The sequence below is a fragment of the Rhodonellum sp. genome, from assembly GCF_030656585.1.
In the GTDB taxonomy this organism is placed as follows: Bacteria; Bacteroidota; Bacteroidia; order Cytophagales; family Cyclobacteriaceae; genus Rhodonellum; species Rhodonellum psychrophilum.
The window spans coordinates 1-23065 of record NZ_JAUSPP010000077.1 but is presented as its reverse complement, the minus strand read 5'-3'; the positions used below and the strand labels follow the sequence as shown (position 1 = coordinate 23065).

Genomic DNA, 23065 nt, shown 5'->3' with positions numbered 1-23065 from the left:
GGTCCAAATCCAACGACCGACTACCTGAATGTGATCTTTAAAAATTTGGATGGGAATTATGCCTTTGAATTTAATATGGTTTCCATGAATGGAATAGTATTAAAAACATTCGGTGCCAATCCCGAGGATAGCACTGTTACTTTGGATGTTAAAGACCTAAAAAATGGACTTTACATTTTACAAATCACAGCCAATGGGAATGAAGTTTCAAGTAGAAGGTTTGTTAAAAAATAAATAATCTGAAAAAATGTCCGTGACATTGGGAAAAGCTAAAAATCTTTTTTTTTATAAAACAGCTTAAATGAGAAATAATTAACTAAAAATATTGTTTTAAAATATGGAAGAGTTCCCCTGGAGGGAGGCTCTTCTCGGAATTGCATTCAATTTTATTTAAATCCTGAATTCGCTTTCGAAGATACCTTGATCACAGATATCCTGTGTAAGACCGATAGAATTTAAAATCTCTTGGGCTGGAATAAATAAATTCTTGCCATGTTGTGGATTGTTTCAGGCAGTCAAACTAATAATTATTATTTTTAATAAAAATTTTTTTCTTGAAATATTTATATATTTTCAATATATATTATAATAATACAACTAAAGATTAAAATCTATAATATTTCTTGGCATACTTATTCAAACTTAGAATACGTTTAATTATTGTTTCTTTTCTGCGCAGGTGAGTAATACAAAAATAATCCATACTAACCCGAATGAATGATATCGAGTGGTCTAGCCCCTTATTTATCGGACAATTTAATTCTTGCTATTGTTTAACGGATTCGTGATCACTTATCTTTGAATCAGCAGGAAACGACCGAAGGTGACCTTTGAACCGATGTCGTATAATTTGGAGTGTTGGGCTCATCCGCTGGTTTGAGCCCATTCACTTCTTCAATTTGCAAATTTTCACCCTCATCGAGAGGGTTCAAATTTGAGCAGGAAACTTCCCTCAGATTTCCATTACCCGATATGCTTTGGTACGGAACATTGAGTGTAAATTTAACTTTCTTTTTCTCTTTTTCAATCCTGGTAATTTTACCTTCACCCCATAATTCCCAAAACTTCATGGGCCAAAGGTATGCGATAGAGGCATGGATTCGCTTGTTGTTATAGTTGTCATTAAAGATCTCCAGTCTACTTTCCAGTTCGTCCATAGACCAGAAAATCTGCTTGCCAACTGCTTTGTTAAGAATGTTGTGAAAGCTTTCCACATGTCCGTTTTCCTGAGGTGTATAGGGATGTGTGAACACCTGGTTGATATAGTTTTCCTTGAAAAACTCACGGATTTGGTTTGCCCCGAATTGAGGTCCGTCATCATTTCTCAACTCGATGTGTACTCCTTTGGAAAGTAGGTCGGCAGGTTGTAGATAGTTTATTATAATATCCTCCCAAGCCACTTTCACCTGGTTTTTCTTCATGTGGAAGCCTACGCTCCAATACAATGCCGCACGGGTAAATGTGTCAATTATGGTAAGGATATAGGCATGTCGTCTGTCTTTTACGATCCAGATTTGTTTGATATCCATTTCAAAAACCTCCAGCGGAGCTGTCGGATTTACTATCCTGAATTGCACATATTGCTTGTCCGAGCCCTTATGCCTTTCTTTTAGCAACAATGCTGTTTCCATAAGCCGCTAGACTTTCTTATGGTTGATGATGAAACCCAAAATCCGAAGCTGAAAGGTCATTTTCCGATAGCCATAGTCCGTATCAGGATCTTTTTGAACCTCTTTTATTTTCTCAACAATCTCTTTGTTGCTGCATCGAACCTTCCCCTCACTGGTCTCCCTGCTTGTGAAGGAGGTCTTCTTTCTTCCTCTTTTACCCGTCTTTGGACTGTAATAGTATTGATGCTTGCTGATCCCAATTAATTCTAGGACACGGTCCCTTCTAAGCCCCTGACCGATATAAACCACTGCTAGTTCTTTCCTTTCGGCCAGGGATACTTCTTTTTTAGCAGTTCATCCTTCAGGTGGGATTCTATTTCCTTTTCGGCGAGAAGCTTCTTGAGTAAATCATTTTCTTTCTCAAGCCTCCTGATTTCCTTTAAATGGGCCGGGGTCATCCCATGCTGAAACCCCGTTTCTCCCATACTTTCAAATTTCTTTTTCCAGCTATAATAAGTTGCCGGATAAATCCCATACTTATCCAGGGTAGGCTGGATTCCGTTTTTCTTCCCCTCTTCCAGGATTTTAAGTTTTTCTTCTTTGGCAAATGTTCTCTTTTTCATCGACGTAAAATTTACAGATTTTTAACTATAATTACGTCCGACTATTTAAGGGGCCTATACACGAGGAGAAAAAAATTATCCTTAATTTAAATGTCAATCAACCAATAAATTGGGATTTAAAACATAAAACACTGAATTAAGGTCATTCTACTATTACTATTTAAAAGCTTTAACCCACGATAAGCTCTTCCAAAAAAATCAATTAAAACTTGAAACCAGCAGAAGCCACTTAAAAACTTAAAAAATTGAAGAATCAACAACCAAAAGGAATTAACTACATTTACTGAACCAATTGTAATTTACTGAGCTTATCACAGACGTCAATTTAAACAATACCTCGGTTCAAATAAAATGAAATACAGATAATTTACTTCACGGCACAAGAAATACCTTAAATTGATAAATTCAATGAAAGGAGGAAGAGACAAAAGATAAAAATTATACGAAAATTTAAACTTTATCATGTTTTTCTTATAAATACAAATTTAAAATCTTAAAAAAATATTATGTGCAATAATTTCCGACTCCAAGCAACACTGTACAATTTAAAACCTTTCAATAAGACTCTAATCTTTATCTCAATTTTATTTACAATGAATTCTTGTTTTGAAATAGAGGACAAAAAGAAAACAGTAGAGGACTGCGACGTTTGCATTAGCCCTACCACGTATCAAGGTTATAAAAGCATTTTTTCTGAAGAATTTAACACTTTGACCCTTGGAGAAAGCTGGGATTATGTAGAGGGAGATGGTTGTCCAGAAGAATGTGGATGGGGATTGAGCAAAGAACTTCAGTTTTACAGCAAAAATAATATTGAATTTACAGATGGGAATTTAGTTATCAAAGTTAAAAAAGAAGTTAAAGGACAAAGCCTATATACTGGAGGCAACATTACTACATTAAACAATTTTTCATTTACATTTGGAAGAATTGATGTAAGAGCAAAATTACCTAAAGGTCAAGGAATTTGGTCAATCGTTTCGTTATTAGGAGATGACATTGTTACAGAAAGATGGCCAACTCCCGGCCACATAAGCTTAATGGAAATGAGAGGGGGTCAAGTAGAAGAAAGAAACAACACCGTTGTTGGGAAACTTATTTGGGGTACTCCTAATAAAGTTGAAGCAATAAGTGATTATGTTTCACTTAAGAATGGAATTTTCAACGAAAAATTTCATGTATTTTCTGTTATATGGGAACCATCAAAAATTCAATGGTTAGTAAATGACCAAGTTTATTTCGAAAAAAATATTGACGCGAAAATGAGTGAAACCTTTAAAAAACCATTTCACTTAAATTTAAAGCTAGCTGTAGGCGGTACATTTCCTGGCAATCCTGACAATAGCACTATTTTTCCTCAAGAAATGGTTGTCGATTATGTTAGAGTATTTCAGAAAGAATAAGTTCTTTCTGAAATACTCATCAAACAATCTAAATTTCATTTTAAATATTGAAGAATAAGCATATTAAAAGGAACTAGTTTTAAATCCTTGATAATGTTGAAGATCAATAATTCAGAATTTTTTTATACTTAAAGGCTTAATATAAAATTAAAATGTCTACCCATAGCTTTATTCAGACTACTGGTGAAATAATGAAACAAACCAAAACTGATTACTTTTTTACAATACTTTTTCTTTTAATCTCAGCTAAAGCATCATTCCTATATGAATTTGATGTCTTTTGGTTTGTCTTTTCATTTTCTTATTTATCATACGGACTTTATAAAAAAAGAATTTATGAGACTGATCTTTATTTTTTCGTTGGTTTCGCAGGTATATTCTTGGGATACATTTTATTTAGGGATTTATTTTTTAATAAATTAGGAATTTCCTATTTATTAAGTGATGTATTTTTTTTGCTTAAATTTATTTTTCTAGCCTACATATTTTGTGTTGTAACAAAGAAAAACGCAACATATTTAATCTCAAAGGTCATTATCCAATTTGCGAAGATTTCATTGGTATTGTATCTTTTTCAATTAGTAGGAGGAGGTGAAATATTATATGCAATTGGAAAGACATTTCATAATAATATTTTGCCCTATTCCGGAATAAGTGATACCTACTCAAATTTTTTAATATTTACATATGACAAGGTTCATGCTATTAGAAATTCTGGATTTTTGTGGGAACCGGGAGCTTACGGCTGTTTTTTAATCATAGCTCTCCTATTTTATTTTATGAATAATCATTTTTCAATTGATAGAAATGTTATTATAGTTATTATTGCAATTATAACTACCTTATCAACTACCGCATATTTAGCTCTTGCAGTTTTAATGCTATTATATTATCGATATAACGGAGGAATAATAAATTTAAAAATGATACTATTTTTTATTTTTGGAATACTTTTGTTTACGTTTTTACCTTTTCTTGGTGATAAAATAGGAGCTACATATGAAAGTGATCTAAAAATACTAGACGATTATGATGAAATTAATAATCAACTGGAATATTATTCTGAATATGGGGGTGAGGTTAAACTTAATAGGTTTTCCAGTATAGTTTTCTTATATCGGGATTTTGGATGTCAATTAATGTTTGGAATAAGCAACGCATATGTTAAGTTAAAAAGCAGTGTTTATGGTGTGGAAATTAGTAAATTTAATATTTCAAACGGGATTATTGACTTTATTGTCAAATTCGGTCTAATTGGTTTCATATTTTCACTATTCCGGATCGGACAATTTATTTATTTACATTATAATAAATTCGAATTCTCGTTTTATATAATCCTAATGATTCTAATCATGAATTTTGGATCACCAATTTTCATTCTCCCAATCACCTTGATCTTCCTGTTTTTATCACGATTTTCAATGATTGAGGATGAATTCGAAGAAAATGAAGAAACGGAAGAGATTTGAATCAATCATCACAAAATTTCAAAGTGTTTCCCCATTTTTTTGAAAAGATTCAAACGGGAAATGATCCCCATTGCCGCTTCCACCCTGGACGCCCGGGCCAGCAAGAGCCTCATATTCTGGAAATACTCTACTGCTGGCTGGTTCCGGACACAGCCGGAAAGAGATACTGCAAACCACGATCAAGGTCCTGGACAGCAAGAAAAAGAAGCAGACCCATCTGGGCTACTATTGACCGTAAAGTTATGTTCGATTACCAGCAGGGCCGAGGAAAAACCGCTCCGGAAAAGATATTGGACATATTCAGTGGCTACCTGCAGACCGACGGTTCTTCGGTTTAAGAGCAGTATGGCAGGAAGGCGGATGCGCCCCATCTGTGCTGTTGGACACATGCCAGACAGGAATTTTTCGGGGCAAAGGTCAACAATAAAAACCGTGCCGGTCTGGCACTAGTCTTTATCCAGAAACTGTATGCCGTAGAGGCCCACTGCAAGGAAAACAGATTGGATACGGCATAGCGAAAAGAGTACCGACTTGACAATGCCTTCCGGATGCTGGAAGCCTTTTCCAAATGGCTATAGGAAAACTATGCAAGGGTGCTGCCAAAAAGCATCATAGAAAGCCATGGCTTAAACCATAAACCGGTGGGTAAAGCTCTTCAACTACCTAATGGACGGCATTCTAGAAATCGACAACAACGTCATCGAAAACATGATGCGTCCAATTGCACTTGGAAGGAAGAACTACCTGTTTGCGGCATCACGCGAAGCCGCCCAGCGGGCAGTCATGCTCTAATCCTTCTTTGCGATTTGTAAAAGGAAGAGGTAAATCCACAGGATGGGCTCAAATAGGTCTTTGATCAAATCATTGACACCAACCTTGCAGAGATCGGTAACTTGCTGCAGGCAAACTGCAAGAAAAATCTCCTAAAGGAGCAACCTTAACATACAAGACTGTATTGAACAGGTGGATACAGCTCATCTCCGTATTTAAATTGCTTTAGGAATTCCTAGCTGAAGGCTTTTTTTGTTCATGGGATAAGTGGGAAGTTAATCCTGAAAGCGTTATTTACTTAAACAATCCAGACCTTAAGAGGACCGAAAAATTAGAGAAAAACTTCTTCCACCAATTTAACACTTACAAGAAGCTACGGATTTTTATTAGACTCATAGTTGCTCCAACTCACCTTCAATGGAGGTATTGCGGATAATAATAAATGGAAATATTAAAATTTCTTATTAAGGTATAACTCTTCAAAAACAGAATTTAAATGTTCTCCAAATATTTCCATGTTATACTTTTCTTTTTGAAGTTTTAATGCGTTTTCGCCAAATTCAAGACATGTTTCAGGATTTTTCAATAAATATTTTACTTTTATTACCCATGCATTTACATCATCCTCCGGCACAATAAATCCAATTCTTTCTTTCTCAACATCAATATCGATATAATCATTCTCAGTTATAACAACAGGTTTCCCCATTGCAAGTGCATCCAATAAACTTGTGACACCAAGCGTGGATTGTTGAGTCATCTTAAAACAAATCAATATCATCCGCGAATTTTTATAAATCTCTAAAAGTTCTTTATAGGTTACACCACTTGTGTAAATTTGAACATTATCGGTAATATTTTCTACCTTTGGGACATATCCTGGTCTTGAATAAATCTTCAAATTAAAATCAATTGATTTAAATGCTTCAATAAGGGTATCAAAATCCCTATCAGTCTGTCCAACACTCACTGCGTAATTTTCTTTTTCAGCAATTGGTATTAAATCATTTCCTTGATAAAATAAAGATTCCGCACCCCAATTTAAGTGAACAAATCTTTTGTTGTCAGCATCATTTGATGGGGAGAATGCTTTAACATTCTCGGATTTTATCTTATGACTGATAAAAACCAACCTATTAAAACCTTTAACCAAATGACGTCCAAAATACTTAATTATTTTGTTTTTGGAATTACTACCTAATAATGGATAATGAATCATTGCTACTATAGGTTTATTAATTATTCCAAGTAATTTCAAAATCAATAAAAGCTTTGTTGTTGCTGCAGCAAATGGTGCGTATATAATATCAATTTCCTTAAGCTTAAATAATACCCTGATTTGTTGGTCAAGATGTTGAATATGAAAAACATTCCCGATTTTGTTCAAAAATTTATATTTCTCATGGGGGAGAATAGTTACTTCAAATACATTCAAATTATCCAATTCGACTTTCCCCCAAAGCTGCTGACTAGGTGTGAGCCCATTTTTCCAATTATTGTAATATTTATCCAATGGATAATCATTAACCATTAATATTCTCGGTAATTTTTTCATAGATTAAATAGTTAAGTATATTTTTTTTTAAATATCAATTTCTTGCCTTTCTATTTTGAATTTGTCATATACAAAAGGAAACAAAGTTTTCACCCAAAATTTTATGAACATCGCAGGTATTTCTCCTGGAAAATGCTTTTTTAAAAAAAACATATATTCCTTGTATTGCAGCCCCTTTGGACTGTAAAGAAACTCAATTCGATCGCGTAATTTCGTATCCATTGATTTCCAGTTTCTAACCTGATCATAATTACAATTCCCCAATACGCCAGGGGCAACCCAAACTTGAAATCCAGCTTTTTTTGCATTCATGGTGTAATCGAAATCGGCTATTCCATGGATATATTTTTCATCTAAAATTCCAATGACAGTTGGTATTTCCTTCGGCACAAGCATAATGTTTGCACACCCAAAATCACATTCAAGTTCTTGTGAAGCACTATTTACCAGGATATGTTTGAGTTTGTTGGGAGAATAAAGCTTAAAACCTCCATAAGTAAATTTTCCTGTTTGAAAGTCCGTAGTGGTTCCGATTGTAATATTTGGAGTTTTATTCTTGAGCCTCATTGATAAATTGCTTTGAACCACCCTCTCCAATGTGTCATCAAAAATAAAGGTGTCATCATTCAGAAGTAAAAAATAATCAAAATTCTTCCCTGAATTGAGCGCATAATTCCATGAATTCCGCATTCCACCGGCCCAAAATAAAGATCCGTCTCCTTTATATAAATTTACACCAGGAAATCTATTCAACACGGCCAACCCAGTACCATCTTGAGAATTATCGTCTGTCAGAAAAACCTGTATATCAAAATTTTCAGCAGATTTTTGGCAAAATAACCTCTCTAGGCATGCCAAGGTTTTTTCTTTTCTATTGAAACATGTAAGTAAAACGGCAATTTCCATCATTTATATTTATTTACTGACTTATAAATTTTCAACTAACATACCTCCTACCTATCCCAAATCCCTACAGCCTTTTTATCAACTATTTTTTGAACTTGCTTAAAAGTTATTATACCCAGAAAGGTAAAAACCACAATATTTGCGGTGATAACTCCTGGTAAACCGTAATGGTTTCCTAGGTAAATTGACAAAGGAATATTTATCATTGCAGCAATCACAATTGAAATAACTTGAACAAAAAGTTTTCCAACCCCATATATGAAAGTGACGTGTATGTTATACCAAAAAAATGCTACAAAATACACACCCAATGTCCACGTTACAGCAAATGGAACCACCAATGAGTCTCCAAGCCAAATTCTGAAAACCACGGGAGAAAGCGCTACGCATAGTACATTAAGAACAAAAAACAAATAAAAGATTTTGCGAAGATTATTTAAGCTCTTTTTCATCCATGCATAATCCTTTAATTGATATGCATCTGTGAATGCACTCCAATAGGGATTTAATATGACGGAAATAATCATAAACAAGGCAGTGAAGTACTTGTACACCACATTAAATACTGAAACTTCTTCCAAACCTAAAACATTCGCTATTATAATATTACTTGTTTGGTAGAGGACTAAACTTCCCAACTGAACAATAAAAAACAACCAACCCATACTAAAAAGTCCTTTGGATTTTTTAAAATCTATATTTTTTAGATTAGGTGTAAAATCATATAAGTCATTATAATAATAATAAATCGTGTAAAATGTCAAAGAAATAACGGGTGAAAAAGCCAAAACCATTACCAGATAGATTAAATTCATATCTGCGAAATAGCTTAAAAAAAGAACTCCTATTAAAGAAATTACCAACGCTATAGTTTGTATAATGTTGACTTTATAAGAAAGATGAACTGCTGTCAGGAGCACGGTAATTGTCTGTAAAACGAACTGTGCGCAAAAACAAATCAAAACAATGAGTACAATTATATCCACTGTACTGGCCAATTCAATTGGTGTATTAAAAATTTTTGTCCAATCCACAAATGTGTGTACTAACAAAAAGAAAACAAAAAATATACTTGCTATTATTGCTAAAACTGCATAAGTAGTGCTAACATAAATTTTCCCATCCTGATTCTGTTTCTGGGCATATTCGGAGGTGATCTTATTTCTCAGACCATTTCCCATTCCGAGGTCAAATTGATTCATCCAAGCTACAACCGAACTTATTGTGAGCCAAATACCATAATTAATAGCTCCTACATAATTTATGGAAAGCGGAATCAAAATAAGGGAGATCAATATCCCTACTCCTTTAATTCCTATTGAGTTTATTATGTTTTTTATAAGCAATGAAGACCTATCCCCGTCTTTGAAAGCTGCTTTTAGCCTGCTTAAAATTAATCCTTTCGAAGGAAGATTGGTAAAAAATCCTATAATATTTCTTAACATTCAAAATTACTTAAAATTAGATAAATCACATAATTATATTGATACTGTGTTTTTATCCTTTGCGCTGTAGTAGCCATATCCAAACTCACTTCCAAGATATTTATCAGAGTCATTTATCACTACGAAATTTTGCTTAAATATTTTATTATCAATTATTTCCGACAATGATTCTAAATTATTTATTTTAGTATGATTCATTCTCACAACAAAAACCATCAAATCGGCCAGTTTGCTTAAGGAATAAGCGTCTGCAACCAACCCTATAGGTGAAGTATCAATGATTACATGATCATAAGATTTTTTTAAAACATCAATAATCTCTGCTATTTTATATGAATTGATAATCTCAGAGGGGTTTCCAATTGATTTATTTAAGCCTACTAGATCCAGATTTTCGTTTACCCCAGAAGACACAATTATCTTTTGGATATCTTTTACATCATGTTTAAGGTAATCTATAAGTGAAAGTTCGGATTTAATTCCCAAAGATGTAAAAACACTTGGTCTTCTTAGATCAAAATCAACTATGACTACTTTTTTATCAACTAGGCTCAACGTGACCCCAAGATTTATGCTGAAAAAGGTTTTGCCCTCCCCTGACATAGATGAGGAAACTACAATAACTTTACTTTCATTCTCTGATTGGAACTTCATGTTATTTCTAATCATCCTCAGCTGTTCGGCAGGTGGAGAAATACTTTTGGGCGTAATAGCGACCACTCCTTTTTCTTCATTTTTCGCTATTTCTCCCAAAACCGGGATTTTAAGAATTCTCTCCACTGTCCGCTTGGAGGTAACTTTTGAGGAGAGTGAATATTTGGCGAAAATTAAGGCCAAAGGAATGCACATACCAAGTCCGAAAGCGCCAAGCATTATGAGCAACTTATTAGGTTTAACTGGTCTCAGACTTGCAATTGGGGGATCAACGAGTTGAGCGCTCGTTCCTCCGGTTATTTCCAAAGCAAGTACTGATTCATCTCGTTTCCTGAGTAAATATTGATATTGTTCTTGTTTAAGATCTTTATTCCTATTTATCTCAACCAATTCCCTTTCTATACCCGGAATACTTTGTGCTTTATAACTACTTTCGTTGAGGGTTGCCTCATAATTTCGTTTACTAATTTGAAGGTTGGATTTAATGCTATTTATGTTGGCCAGTATGTTGACCTTATAATTTAAGATTTGGTCATTTAAACTTAGCAGCTGGGGATTATTGGGCTGGACAATTCTTAAAATCCTTTGTTTTTCCCGAAGGAGGTTATTGTATTGGTTTAGTAAATCAGAAAGTGAAGGTTCGAGTCCGACCAAACCACTAGGAATAAGTTCTAATTGGTTGGCTTGATTATTCATATTGAATTCAATGGATTCAAGGATATCAATTTTTCCACTGACTTCTGCTACCTGCTTTCTTGTTTCAGCAGAGCTTTCCAGGTAAATTTTGGAATTCATGCTGATGTCGGTAATATTATTTCGGGTTTTGAAATCTTGGCCTGATCTTTCAAATCCTTCTAAATCCTCTTTCACAATCCCCAATCGTTCGTTAATAAAATTTATGGTTTTAATAGCAGTTTCATTTTTTTGATTGACAATTTTCTCATTATATCCATTTATAACAGAGGTCATAATTTGTTTTCCCATTTCAGGGGAGGTGTCAAGCATCCGAATATAAAGTGTGCTTGATTTAATGGAGGGGTTTTCAAATTCCAAAGCTTTCGCATAAGCCTCAGTTACAATTTGGGGATTAACCAATTCGATTGTAACCTCCCCAATTTCGTCTGAAAGGTCATTTATTTTCGGTTTTTTTGTAATTGAAATTTCACCGAAGGATGATTTGAATTTTTGACCAAATTTCAAAGGCATCTTTTTTCCTTCTCCCAAAATCAAATCGAAATCACTTTCCGATTTAATTTGAATTTCAAGTAATTCTGAGGACGATAAGAAATTTTTACTGAATTCATGTACTTGCACATCAATGGGTGAGTCGTATGCATCAAGTCTATTTTTAAAAAAACCTGATTTATCGTAAAATTTAATAAACCCCTTGTTTTTCATGATCGCTTCCATAAGTAGAGATTTGGACCGTAACTTTTCAAGTTCATTTTCTACAGTTATGGAAGACTTAAGGTTTTCCAAATCACTAATAATGGCATTTTCTGAGACATTATTGTTCCTTTCACCTTCCTTGATAATGACAGTACTTGAAATCAAATACTCTGGCGAAATGGTTTTAAGATAAATATAGGCCGCCCCGCAAACAAGGAGACAAAATATTGGGAATAAATACCAGCTTTTTAAAATTGTCTGTAAAACAAGTTTAATATTGATGGGATCCTCATTTTTAAAAATTTCTTTACTCGGTCTCTTCATATTATTTCATTTAATTTCGAATTGAAAGAGGTTTCAATATTGAAATATGTTTTGCCAGTTAAAAAGAATGGGAACGAGGAGGGAAACGGCTAATCCAGCGAATATCATACTTCTTTCATTTGTACTTGCCTTTACTGATTTCATTTTGTCAGGTTGGACATAGATTAGGTCATTCTGCTTGAGATTGTAATATGGTGATTTTAGAAGGTTTTTATCATTAAAATCAATTCTTACAGCTGATCTCACTCCTTCCGATTCTCTAATCAACAGCACGTTCTCTCTAAGTCCAAATTCTGTCATGTCACCAGCCAAGCCCAAAGCTTCAAAAATACTTAATTTTTCAGAGGGCACATAAAATGTTGAGGGGTTGTTTACCTCACCTATAACAGTCACTTTAAAATTTGCAAATCTAACTGTGACAACTGGATCTACAATATATTCACCTATTCCTTTTTCAATTGCTTCGGTCGCCTCAGATTTTGTCAGACCTTGCAACTTAATTTTTCCTACAACAGGAATATTGACTTCCCCTTTTTCATTTACCAAAAATCCTTCCGCATTTATATTATTGATGATATTTCTATTGAAATCTAAATCTGGTGAAGGATTGTTGAACATTGTATTCATTTCGGGTTGAAGGCTGCTAAGGCTAATTCTGAGTAAGTCCCCAGCCTGAATTTTCACTATCCCTTGGTCATTTATTTCTGCCTGGAAAGTTTTATCAAATTCTAGATCGCTCATGTAGGTTAGATTTCTCCTTGCGCAAGAGAAGAAAATAAGAGGAAGCATCAGAAAAAGGAAAAGGGGTAATATGGAGGTGTTGTAGCGGTTTTTAATCATGGTATGATAAGTGATTTTTCTTTTATTAATTTAAATTACGCCATCTTCTCTTCACATCCGTTTTCTTTATAATTTAAATTTTTCGAATATTGGGAAAACGACTAGAATGGATATGTAAAACATTTATTATTATTTGAAATACATATTTGCAAATATAAAAATATTTTTCCTGCATTTCCACTTTATTTTATGAAATTAATGTTCATCATCATTGAACTCCAACTTCCAATAAAGGAAGGATAACAGGCTATAATTTAGACGAATCAAACCCTACCCCCTTTCCCTTATATTTATCGTTATCAAGAAAATATCCATTTTCTAATTTTCCTCAAAGCTAAAGCTTTTTTTTATGCTCTTCCATCCATTTTTGATTACCTTTGCAAATTCTTAAAATCATTTGCATCACGCCAAAAATCCACCAAAATCATGACTGAGGTCAAGCTCTTTTCAGGGACAAACAGCCACAAATTAGCAGAAAGCATTGCCAGAAATTATGGGAAAAAGTTGGGGGATCTCACCATTTCCAAATTCAGTGATGGCGAAATGTCTCCAAGTTTCAACGAATCCGTAAGAGGATGTACCGTTTTCTTGATCCAATCTACCAATCCTTCTTCGGACAACCTGATGGAACTTTGCCTGATGATAGACGCCGCCAAGAGGGCGAGTGCCTATAAAGTCTGTGCAGTCATTCCTTATTATGGATATGCCCGACAAGACAGAAAAGACAGACCGAGGGTTTCCATCGCCGCAAAGTTGGTTGCCAATATCCTCACCTCTGCCGGAGCGGACAGGATCATGACTTGTGATCTTCATGCGGGTCAAATCCAGGGATTTTTTGATTTACCTTTGGATCATTTGAATGGTTCAGCTATCTTTGTGCCCTATTTGGAAGGCCTTGGTTTGGATAATTTGATTTTCGCAGCCCCTGATGTAGGGGGAGTAGCAAGAGCCAGATCTTACGCCAAGCATTTTGAAGTAGAAATGGTCGTCTGTGACAAGCACAGAAAAAGAGCAAACGAGATCGCTTCCATGCAGGTCATTGGAGATGTGGAAGGAAAAGATGTTGTATTGATCGATGACTTGGTTGATACCGCGGGTACCCTTTGTAAAGCTGCGCAAATCATTATGGACAAGGGTGCCAACTCCGTTAGGGCGATTGCCACACACGGTGTTCTTTCTGGAAAGGCTTATGAAAACATTGAAAATTCTGTTTTAACAGAATTGGTGGTGACAGACACCATTACAATGAAACAAAAATCCGATAAAATAAGGATTCTTACAGTAGCGGATCTGTTTGCAAAAGCAATCCACGCAGTAACAGGAAATACCTCCATCAGTGCTTTGTTTATTTAAAGAAAAAAAACAATCAATTATAATTTACACTTAATAAAAATTTATGAAATCATTAGAGATTATAGGGTTTAAAAGAGCAAATCTCGAATCAAGAGAATTGAATGCACTCCGTGAAGAAGGTAATATTCCTTGTGTAGTGTATGGTCCAGGTATACCTGAACAAATTCACTTCCATTCACCCGCAATTCTTTTCAGACCTTTGATTTATACCCCACATGTACACATGGTGGAATTGAATATCGAAGGAACCATCATCAAGGCAATCTTGAGAGAAGCGCAATATCATCCTGTAAGTGAAAACTTACTTCATGCAGATTTTCTTGCTTACAGTGAGGACAAAGCAATCAAAATCGATATCCCAGTTGTAATCGAAGGTACTTCACCTGGTCTTCAAAAAGGTGGTAAACTCGAAATCAAATCGAGAACACTTTTGGTTAAAGGATTCGCAAAAGATCTTCCTGATACCATTCCGGTTAACATTTCACACCTTGACTTGGGAAAATCTGTTAAAGTTGAAGAATTGACTTCAACAGGTTATGAAATCCTAACGAGCCCTAATGTGTCTATCGCCACCATTGGTATACCAAGAGCATTGAGAGGTAAAAAAGGAGAATAATTCAAGCTTCTCAAATAAATAAAAATCCTGCTTAATATTTTAAGCAGGATTTTTATTTTTAATCCTTTGATTCATTCTAGACATATTTGAAATGAAATATTTGATTGTTGGACTTGGAAATATCGGACCTGAATACGAACTGACCCGGCACAATGTTGGCTTTCTTACCGTCGACAGACTGGCGGATAAGCATGGTGCAACCTGGAAAAGCGGGAGATTGGCTTTTACCGCTGATTTTAAATTCAAAGGACGCCAGTTTTTTCTGATCAAACCCACCACTTATATGAATCTCAGTGGGAAATCCGTAAACTATTGGATGAAGGAGCACAACATTCCCAAGGAAAACATTTTGGTGGTGGTCGATGATGTCGCTCTTCCTTTTGGCAAAATCAGGTTAAGGGGAAAGGGATCGGCAGCAGGACACAATGGATTGAAAAACATCGAAGAATTGACCGGGGGTCAAGATTATCCCAGGATCAGATTTGGCATTGGAGATGATTTCCCAAAGGGAAGACAAATTGACTACGTACTGGGAAGATGGAGCAAAAAAGAAATAGAAGAATTGCCGATTTTTATGGACAAAGCAATCGAAATGATCGAGGGTTTCTGTACGATCGGGATCAATATGACCATGACACAGTTCAACGATTGATTTTAATTGGTTTGCAAAATTTGGTTTTTAAACTTTTCACCATTTAATTTGCATTCGTTCATCAGTGATTTATAAAGAAGAGGTAAGAGAACAGGCTCAATGACCCTCTGGCAACCATCCAATCCACCGGAAAGGTGCCAAAACCTGCTCGTCTCGACGAGAGCTATAAATTGATTATTATGCATCCAGAACTGATTCCCCTACCCTATTTTATTATTTTCCGTTGCGCATTACTGAATCCTAGGAATTGGGCTTTGTGTCTTGTTGCTCCTATTTATTGTTTTTCACTCTTTCACAAATCCAATAAACCAAAACTTCGCTTCCAAAATTTCAACCTTCTAAAATTGACCAAAAGAATAATGACTGACTCACGTTCAATTGCATTGAACGTGAGTCAGTCATTATTCTTTTGTATTTCCGGTCCTGATCGTTTCCGAAATTAATAATAATCAAAAGCCTTCACCCTAACAATCCTATTCACATGTCTTCCAAACCACATTTCGAAACCCAAGCCATACGCATCGCAGCTTCCAAATCCAATCAAAGGGAACATTCCGCACCGATCTACCTTTCCTCCAGCTTTACCTTTGACAATGCTGAAGAAGCGAGGCAAATGTTTGCAGAAGAAATCCCGGGAAATATATATTCCAGGTATGCCAATCCAAATTCAACCGACCTGATCCTGAAAGTTTGTGCCGCAGAAGGCACCGAAGATGGGTTGGCCACTGCTTCGGGAATGGCAGCCATGTTTGGCAGCATTGCTGCCCTTTTGCAACAAGGCGACCATATCTTGGCTTCACGATCACTTTTTGGAAGTACGCACCAGTTGCTCACCCGGGTATTTCCAAAATGGGGAATCACCTCCACTTACGGTGACATCTCGGACATTTCCAATTGGGAAAAATTGGTGCAGCCCAATACCAAAATGATCTTCATTGAAACTCCTTCCAATCCAGGCTTGGAAATCATCGATCTGGAGTGGGTCGGGAAATTTGCTGCCGCACATAACCTGATCTTAGTCGTGGACAATTGTTTTGCGACCCCATACCTTCAGCAACCTGCAAAATGGGGAGCCCATATCGTGACCCATAGCGCAACCAAATACATCGATGGCCAAGGAAGAGTTTTGGGAGGTTTGATTTTGGGAAAAGCGGATCTGATCAAGGAGGTCCAGTTTTTCAACAGACATACCGGACCTTCATTATCCCCCTTCAATGCTTGGATCTTGGCAAAAAGCATGGAAACCTTAGCTGTAAGGATGGACAGGCATTGCGAAAGTGCATTGAACATTGCCCAATATTTCGAGAACAGCCAGGATCTTGATTTTGTGAAATATCCTTTCCTACCCTCCCATCCACAATATGGCCTGGCAAAAAAACAGATGAAACTTGGTGGTGGAATTATCACTTTGACCTTAAAAGGGGGAATCGCAAGGGCCCAACGCTTTATCGATCAACTGGAAATGATCTCGGTCACGGCAAATCTTGGAGACAGCAGAAGCATCATCACCCATCCAGCATCCACCACACACAGCAAACTAACCGAGGAAGAGCGTGCAAAAGTTGGAATCAGCGATGGGTTGGTCCGTCTTTCCGTAGGCTTGGAGCATGTGGACGATATCAAATTGGATGTGGAGCGGGCTTTGGCGCTTTCCCGCTAGTCGTTTCTACAATATTTCTAATCAAAAGTTTCGCGCCTACTGCTTCTATTCTTTCTCGAAAGAACCTAAGTACATAAAATACATAACCTCATTATGCAAAAAACCCTTTCCGGATTTGAATCCGGAAAGGGTTTTTATGTTATATCTTCCCCTACAATTCTTCTTAAGAGAATCGACGAAGGGCAAGACTTGAATCTCCAATCTATTATTATCCTCTCATTTCCTTAAAGGCATTGATCAAGCCATTGGTAGAGGCATCATGGCTAGTGATGGTTTCTTCTCCTTTGAGTTCAGGGAAAATGCCATTCGCCAGGACTTTTCCCAACTCGACACCCCACTGGTCAAAACTGAAGATATTCCAGATCACGCCTTGTGCGAAAATTTTGTGCTCATACATTGCCAGTAACGCACCCAAAGTATGCGGATCCACTTGTTTCACCAAAATGGAATTCGTTGGACGATTGCCCTCAAAAACGCGGTGCGGTGCAATTTTGGATATGGTCTCTTGTGGCTTGCCCGCATTTTCCATTTCTGCCATTACCTCATCAAGGGATTTTCCATTCATCAAAGCCTCGGTCTGGGCAAAGAAGTTGGACATCAGGATTTGGTGATGCTCTCCAATTGGATTATGGGAATTCGCTGGCGCGATAAAATCACATGGAATCAAATGGGTCCCCTGGTGAATCAGTTGATAGAAGGCATGTTGTCCATTTGTGCCTGGCTCACCCCAAATGATGGGTCCTGTTGGGTAATTCACCTTTTCTCCGTCTCTACTAACATACTTGCCATTGGACTCCATGTTGCCCTGTTGGAAGTAGGCAGCAAATCGATGCATGTACTGGTCATAAGGCAAAATCGCCTCAGAGGTAGCACCAAGAAAGTTGGTATTCCAAATGCCGATCAAAGCCAATAACACAGGTATGTTTTCTTCAAATGGCGTATTTCTGAAATGGTTGTCCATCGCATGGGCACCTTCGAGCAATTTTCTATAATTGTCAAAACCGATGGCACAGGCTATTGGAAGTCCTATGGCGGACCAAAGTGAGTATCTTCCTCCGACCCAATCCCAAAAAGCAAACATATTATTGGGATCGATGCCAAATTCTGTAACCGATTTTGCATTCGTGGAAAGGGCAACAAAGTGTTTTGCAACTGCTTTTTCTTCCCGCGCATATTCCAAAAACCAACTTCTCGCCGTATGGGCATTGGTCATGGTCTCTTGGGTGGTGAATGTTTTTGAAGCAATAAAGAACAAGGTGGTTTCCGGATCTGCCTTTTTCAGTACTTCCGCAATGTGCGAACCATCCACGTTGGATACAAAATAAATGCTCACTTTGGGGTTTTGAAAAGGTTTCAAGGCTTCAGTCACCATCACGGGACCAAGATCTGAGCCTCCTATGCCAATATTGATCAAGGTATTGATGGGCTTGCCAGTATACCCGAGCCAAGTTCCATTCTGAATTTTGTCCGCAAAGGCTTTCATCTGATCCAAAACGGCATTGATATCCGGCATCACATCTTTGCCTTCAAAGAGCACTGGCGAATTGCTTCTGTTTCTCAAAGCCGTATGCAGAACCGCTCTGCCCTCTGTCCCATTGATTATTTCTCCGGTAAACATGGCTTCTATTGCTCCTTTCAATTCGGTCTCTTCGGCTAGGGCCAAAAGCTCCGACTTGGTTTTTTCATCCAGCCTGTTTTTGGAATAATCAACCAGAATATCCCCAAACTTGAGGGAATTCTTATCAAACCGAGCGGCATCCGAAAAAAGTGATTTTATGGTGAGGTCTTTATTTTCCTTGGCAAGTTGAGTGAGTGATTGCCATGCTTTGGTTTGAGTAGGATTGATGTTTTTCATAGTTTGAAGAGTTTAATCGGTTTTCGGCATAAAAATAACCATTAAATTTGTCCATTAAAATTTAAGCCCAAAATATAAGGTGATTCCAATGAATTTGTAATCCCGATTTGTCCGTGTCCATATCGATAAAAAAAAGCCCTTCAGGATGCAAAACATCCGAAAGGGCTTCCCAATCTAAACTCATCCTCCATACCAACAAGAGTTGACAAAATCGAATCGTCAATCAAACCAATCAAAATTGAGACTTCTTCGGTTGTCAAATTATTTTTTAACAATCGAATACGGGTAGTCTTATATCGGTTTCCTGGATTTTATTTCTTGAGAAAATCTCTCAGCACATAATGAAGAATACCACCATTCTTGTAATATTCAACCTCAATGGCAGAATCCAGTCGGCAGATGACTTGGAAATTCACCTTCTCCCGATCTTCTTTTATCGCTTCAACTTGTAAGGTTTTCAATGTTGATAACCCATCACTTATACCCAAAATGCTGAATGTTTCCTTTCCGGTTAATTTCAGGAAATCGGCATTTTCCCCCGGTAGATATTGGAGCGGCAATACACCCATCCCCACGAGATTGCTGCGGTGTATTCTCTCATAACTTTCGGCCAGCACAGCTTTGATCCCCAAAAGAGTGGTTCCCTTCGCAGCCCAATCCCTGGAGGATCCACTTCCGTATTCCTTACCGACCAAAACAATAAGTGGTGTCTCTTCCTCTCGGTATTTTTTGGAAGCATCATACACACTCATCTCTTCCCCGCTTGGAATATGGGTTGTATATCCCCCTTCCTTCGTAGCCAATTGATTTTTGATCCGGACATTGGCAAAAGTTCCTCTCACCATCACCTCATCATTGCCCCTTCGGGAACCATAGGAATTGAATTGCTTTCGATCAACTCCTCTTTCGATCAGGTATTTACCTGCAGGGGAGTGTTCATTGAATGAGCCTGCGGGAGAAATATGATCTGTAGTGATGGAATCTCCCAATTTGAGTAGCACCTTTGCTCCCAGAATGTCTTTGGAGTCTGAAACCATTTCTGATAGCCCATCGAAAAATGGAGCTTCTTTGATGTAGGTACTTTCCTCAGACCACTGATACACTTCATCCTGGGGAACATTCAGGTTTTTCCATTGGTCATCGCCTTCAAAAATTTCACCATAGCTTTTTTCAAAATCGGCAGGAGAAAGCACTTTACGCATTACTTCAGAAATCTCATCATTGCTCGGCCAAATGTCCTTTAGATACACTGGTTCAAGGTTTGGGTCATATCCCAATGGTTCATTCAGCAAATCCACATCTACCCTTCCCGCAAGTGCGTATGCCACAACCAACATGGGTGACATCAAATAATTCATTTTGACTTGCGGATGTACTCTTGCCTCAAAATTTCTGTTTCCCGACAAGACGGAACTGACGATCAAGTCATTTTCCTCAACGGCATTGGCGATATGTTTGGGTAATGGACCTGAATTCCCGATGCAGGAAGTACATCCATAACCTACCACATGAAATCTCAATGCCTCAAGGTCTTCCAAAAGTCCTGCGGATTTCAAGTAGTCCGTCACCACTTTTGAGCCTGGAGCCAATGAAGTCTTCACCCAAGGCTTCACATCCAAGCCCCTCTCACGGGCTTTTTTAGCAACCAATCCCGCCCCCAACATCACAGATGGATTAGAAGTGTTGGTGCATGAAGTAATGGCTGCTATCACAATAGAACCATCATAGAGCGCGAATTTTTCATTGTTCAACTTCACCACCACGGTTTTGAGACCATTTTTGACTTTGGTTTCGTATTCGATTTCTGCTTCGGTTTCCGTTTTGGGTTCAGAAGGTTGACTACCACCCTCCTCATACCATCTTCCTTCTTCACGCTTGTCAATGGGTATATATTCCCTGCCATGCGCGTCTTGGAGAATTTCCCCAAATTTTTGCTTGAATTCCCTTACCAAGATTTTGTCCTGGGGTCTTTTGGGTCCAGCGACCGTTGGCTCCACTGTAGCCAAGTCCAATTCCACAACAGAGCTGTATTTGATTTTATCCTCACCCGTTCTCCAAAGCATATTGGCTTTGGCATACTCTTCTACCAATTGAATCTGATCTGTAGAGCGGTTTGTTTTGGCCATATAATCCAGCGTTCGCGCATCAATGGGGAAATACGTGACCGTACAGCCAAATTCTGGGGACATGTTGGAGATGGTCGCGCGATCGGGCACCGTCAAATTGTCCAGGCCATTCCCAAAAACTTCAACGAATTTGCCCACGACCCCATGTTTTCTCAGCAATTGGGTTATCGTCAACACCATATCCGTGGCTGTGGTGCCCAAGGGAAGTGTTCCCGTCAACTTCAAGCCGACGACTTCCGGTAAAATAAAGTAAATGGGTTGTCCAAGAATAGCAGCTTCTGCCTCGATTCCACCGACTCCCCAACCAACCACACCAATGCCGTTAACCATTGGCGTGTGGGAATCCGTGCCGACCAAAGTATCAGGAAAAACATTGCCATCCCGAGAGATAACCCCCTGCGCAAGGTATTCCAAATTGACTTGATGACAGATCCCCATTCCCGGAGGGACTACAGAAAAGTTATCAAAGGCCTTTTGTGCCCATTTTAAAAACTGGTAGCGCTCCCCATTCCTTTCATATTCCAAGTCAACATTTTTTTGATAACTGTAATTGGTACCAAAATAATCCACCTGAACCGAATGGTCAATGACTAAATCCACCGGAATCAACGGATTAATGTTGTTCGGATTCTTTCCTTTTCTCACTGCCTCTGCGCGAAGGGATGCAATGTCCACCACCGCAGGCACTCCCGTAAAATCCTGCATCAGTACACGCGCAGGTTTAAAAGGAATATCTTTGTCCGAGGGCGCAGGCGTCCAATTGGCAAGGGTCTCTATATGTTCTTTGGTGATGGCAAAGTCATCAAAATTCCGAAGGGCATTTTCCAATAAAATCCTGATTGAAAAGGGCAGCGAATCAATGTTAAAACCTGTCTCTTTTAGCTCATTTAAACTCCAATAACTCAATGGTCCTTTTGGGGTATTCAATGTTCTCTTAATCTTGTAGGGATCTAATGACATATCTTTTATTTTTATTGATTAAAAAAAAGTTTGTTCTTTTGCAACATGAATTCTTTATAAATGATTGCCTAATTTACTTTTTTTTACCCTTTTATTAAATTCCTTTCCAATTTTACTCGCGAAATAATTAAATTAAACGACCTCTAGGTACGCTATGAAAATCACCCTTCAAATTATCAGCTTCTTTTTGATCTTTGCTGGATTGCTTCCTTTGATCAAGCGTGATTATTGGACCTTCCGCGTTTTTGATTATCCAAGGATGCAAAAACTCACTTTAACACTGACCATTATATTTATTTGGTTATCAGTATTCTATAATCAACTGGAGATTTTTGATTTGGCCATTGTATCTGCCTTGGTGATCTTGGCCATGTATCTTTTTTGGCAAATCTTTCCCTTCACTCCTTTTTCCAAAAAAATGATTAAGGACGCAAAAGGGAATGATCCTTTAGCCATTAAGGTATTTGTTTCGAATGTCTACCAATACAATACCGATTTTAAAAAAACCACCTCCTTGATTGAAAAGGAAAATCCTGATGTCTTTTTATTGGTGGAGACAGATCAGAAATGGGCAGATGCGATTGAAATTTTTAAAGAAGAATATCCCTATCATATTGAGAAGCCTTTGGACAATACTTATGGGATGCTTTTTTATTCCAAATTGCCCATCAAAAAGGAGCAGCTTTTGTATCTGATCGACGATGAAATCCCATCATTGGAATTGGATTTGGAATTAAGGGATGGTAACCTGATCAAGATATACGCGATTCATCCTACCCCACCAGTTCCTGGAGAAAATACAACCAGCACCGAGAGGGATGCGGAAATACTGATAGTGGGAAAGAAGGCGAAAG

19 protein-coding genes, 1 pseudogene and 1 riboswitch are annotated in these 23065 nt (G+C 37.4%); of the genes and pseudogenes, 10 read left to right on the top strand and 10 right to left on the bottom strand.

Annotated features, from left to right (window positions below; genetic code table 11):
• A partial coding sequence (locus Q7J63_RS19165; RefSeq protein ID WP_304888550.1) for a T9SS type A sorting domain-containing protein occupies positions 1-234 on the top strand: 234 nt, incomplete at its 5' end.
• Positions 235-803: 569 nt separating this feature from the next.
• Here the strand turns inward: Q7J63_RS19165 and Q7J63_RS19160 are convergent.
• The 3 genes from Q7J63_RS19160 to Q7J63_RS19150 are packed head-to-tail and all read right to left on the bottom strand — an operon-like array spanning position 804 to position 2233.
• Positions 804-1631, bottom strand: coding sequence for a DDE-type integrase/transposase/recombinase (locus Q7J63_RS19160; RefSeq protein ID WP_304888548.1), 828 nt, complete (start codon positions 1629-1631; stop codon positions 804-806).
• 6 nt (positions 1632-1637) lie between these two features.
• Positions 1638-1919 (bottom strand): IS3 family transposase, encoded by a 282-nt coding sequence (locus tag Q7J63_RS19155; protein ID WP_304888546.1) that lies wholly within the window; start codon positions 1917-1919, stop codon positions 1638-1640.
• 2 nt (positions 1920-1921) lie between these two features.
• Complete coding sequence (locus Q7J63_RS19150) at positions 1922-2233, bottom strand: transposase (RefSeq protein WP_304888544.1); 312 nt, start codon at positions 2231-2233, stop codon at positions 1922-1924.
• A 593-nt stretch (positions 2234-2826) separates the two neighbouring features.
• Between Q7J63_RS19150 and Q7J63_RS19145 the strand changes: the two genes are divergently transcribed.
• The 4 genes and pseudogenes from Q7J63_RS19145 (at position 2827) to Q7J63_RS19130 (ending at position 5897) form a co-directional block, all read left to right on the top strand.
• A complete protein-coding gene (locus Q7J63_RS19145; protein ID WP_304888542.1) occupies positions 2827-3636 on the top strand; it encodes a glycoside hydrolase family 16 protein in 810 nt (269 codons plus the stop codon).
• Between the two features lie 152 nt (positions 3637-3788).
• Positions 3789-5105 carry a hypothetical protein gene (locus tag Q7J63_RS19140; protein WP_304888540.1) on the top strand — a complete coding sequence of 439 codons (1317 nt, stop codon included), beginning with the start codon at positions 3789-3791 and terminating at the stop codon, positions 5103-5105.
• Between the two features lie 23 nt (positions 5106-5128).
• Positions 5129-5620: pseudogene (locus Q7J63_RS19135) on the top strand (transposase).
• 118 nt (positions 5621-5738) lie between these two features.
• Positions 5739-5897, top strand: coding sequence for a transposase (locus tag Q7J63_RS19130; protein ID WP_304888552.1), 159 nt, complete (start codon positions 5739-5741; stop codon positions 5895-5897).
• A 430-nt stretch (positions 5898-6327) separates the two neighbouring features.
• On the opposite strand, the gene Q7J63_RS19125 is transcribed toward Q7J63_RS19130, so the two are convergent.
• From Q7J63_RS19125 to Q7J63_RS19105, 5 genes are read right to left on the bottom strand one after another with little or no spacing between them, the layout of a single operon-like run.
• The gene (locus tag Q7J63_RS19125; protein WP_304888536.1) at positions 6328-7431 is read right to left on the bottom strand and encodes a glycosyltransferase; all 1104 of its coding nucleotides are present in this window, start codon (positions 7429-7431) and stop codon (positions 6328-6330) included.
• Positions 7432-7458: 27 nt separating this feature from the next.
• Positions 7459-8340 carry a glycosyltransferase family 2 protein gene (locus Q7J63_RS19120; protein WP_304888534.1) on the bottom strand — a complete coding sequence of 294 codons (882 nt, stop codon included), beginning with the start codon at positions 8338-8340 and terminating at the stop codon, positions 7459-7461.
• A gap of 44 nt (positions 8341-8384) precedes the next feature.
• Positions 8385-9782 (bottom strand): lipopolysaccharide biosynthesis protein, encoded by a 1398-nt coding sequence (locus tag Q7J63_RS19115; RefSeq protein ID WP_304888532.1) that lies wholly within the window; start codon positions 9780-9782, stop codon positions 8385-8387.
• A 33-nt stretch (positions 9783-9815) separates the two neighbouring features.
• The gene (locus tag Q7J63_RS19110; protein ID WP_304888530.1) at positions 9816-12149 is read right to left on the bottom strand and encodes a tyrosine-protein kinase; all 2334 of its coding nucleotides are present in this window, start codon (positions 12147-12149) and stop codon (positions 9816-9818) included.
• Positions 12150-12182: 33 nt separating this feature from the next.
• Positions 12183-12890 (bottom strand): polysaccharide biosynthesis/export family protein, encoded by a 708-nt coding sequence (locus tag Q7J63_RS19105; RefSeq protein ID WP_304888528.1) that lies wholly within the window; start codon positions 12888-12890, stop codon positions 12183-12185.
• Between the two features lie 525 nt (positions 12891-13415).
• On the opposite strand from Q7J63_RS19105, the gene Q7J63_RS19100 reads away from it, so the two are divergent.
• The 4 genes from Q7J63_RS19100 to Q7J63_RS19085 all read left to right on the top strand — a co-directional run bounded on the left by Q7J63_RS19100 (position 13416) and on the right by Q7J63_RS19085 (position 17270).
• Complete coding sequence (locus Q7J63_RS19100; RefSeq protein WP_019598885.1) at positions 13416-14342, top strand: ribose-phosphate pyrophosphokinase; 927 nt, start codon at positions 13416-13418, stop codon at positions 14340-14342.
• 43 nt (positions 14343-14385) lie between these two features.
• Positions 14386-14958, top strand: coding sequence for a 50S ribosomal protein L25/general stress protein Ctc (locus Q7J63_RS19095; protein ID WP_019598886.1), 573 nt, complete (start codon positions 14386-14388; stop codon positions 14956-14958).
• Between the two features lie 91 nt (positions 14959-15049).
• The gene (pth, locus tag Q7J63_RS19090; RefSeq protein ID WP_304888525.1) at positions 15050-15610 is read left to right on the top strand and encodes an aminoacyl-tRNA hydrolase; all 561 of its coding nucleotides are present in this window, start codon (positions 15050-15052) and stop codon (positions 15608-15610) included.
• 66 nt (positions 15611-15676) lie between these two features.
• Positions 15677-15782: riboswitch (SAM riboswitch) on the top strand.
• 309 nt (positions 15783-16091) lie between these two features.
• On the top strand, positions 16092-17270 hold the full coding sequence (locus Q7J63_RS19085) for a PLP-dependent aspartate aminotransferase family protein (RefSeq protein ID WP_304888524.1): 1179 nt from the start codon (positions 16092-16094) through the stop codon (positions 17268-17270).
• A 208-nt stretch (positions 17271-17478) separates the two neighbouring features.
• Here the strand turns inward: Q7J63_RS19085 and pgi are convergent, their stop codons facing one another.
• Together pgi and acnA are read right to left on the bottom strand one after the other, a co-directional pair.
• Positions 17479-19125: a glucose-6-phosphate isomerase gene (gene pgi / locus Q7J63_RS19080; RefSeq protein ID WP_304888522.1), complete on the bottom strand. Its 1647-nt coding sequence runs from the start codon at positions 19123-19125 to the stop codon at positions 17479-17481.
• A gap of 311 nt (positions 19126-19436) precedes the next feature.
• Entirely contained in the window at positions 19437-22211 is a 2775-nt protein-coding gene (gene acnA, locus Q7J63_RS19075; RefSeq protein ID WP_304888520.1) for an aconitate hydratase AcnA, read from the bottom strand.
• 154 nt (positions 22212-22365) lie between these two features.
• Between acnA and Q7J63_RS19070 the strand changes: the two genes are divergently transcribed.
• Positions 22366-23065, top strand: a 700-nt coding sequence (locus tag Q7J63_RS19070) for an endonuclease/exonuclease/phosphatase family protein (RefSeq protein ID WP_304888518.1), incomplete at its 3' end; no start/stop codon positions are given.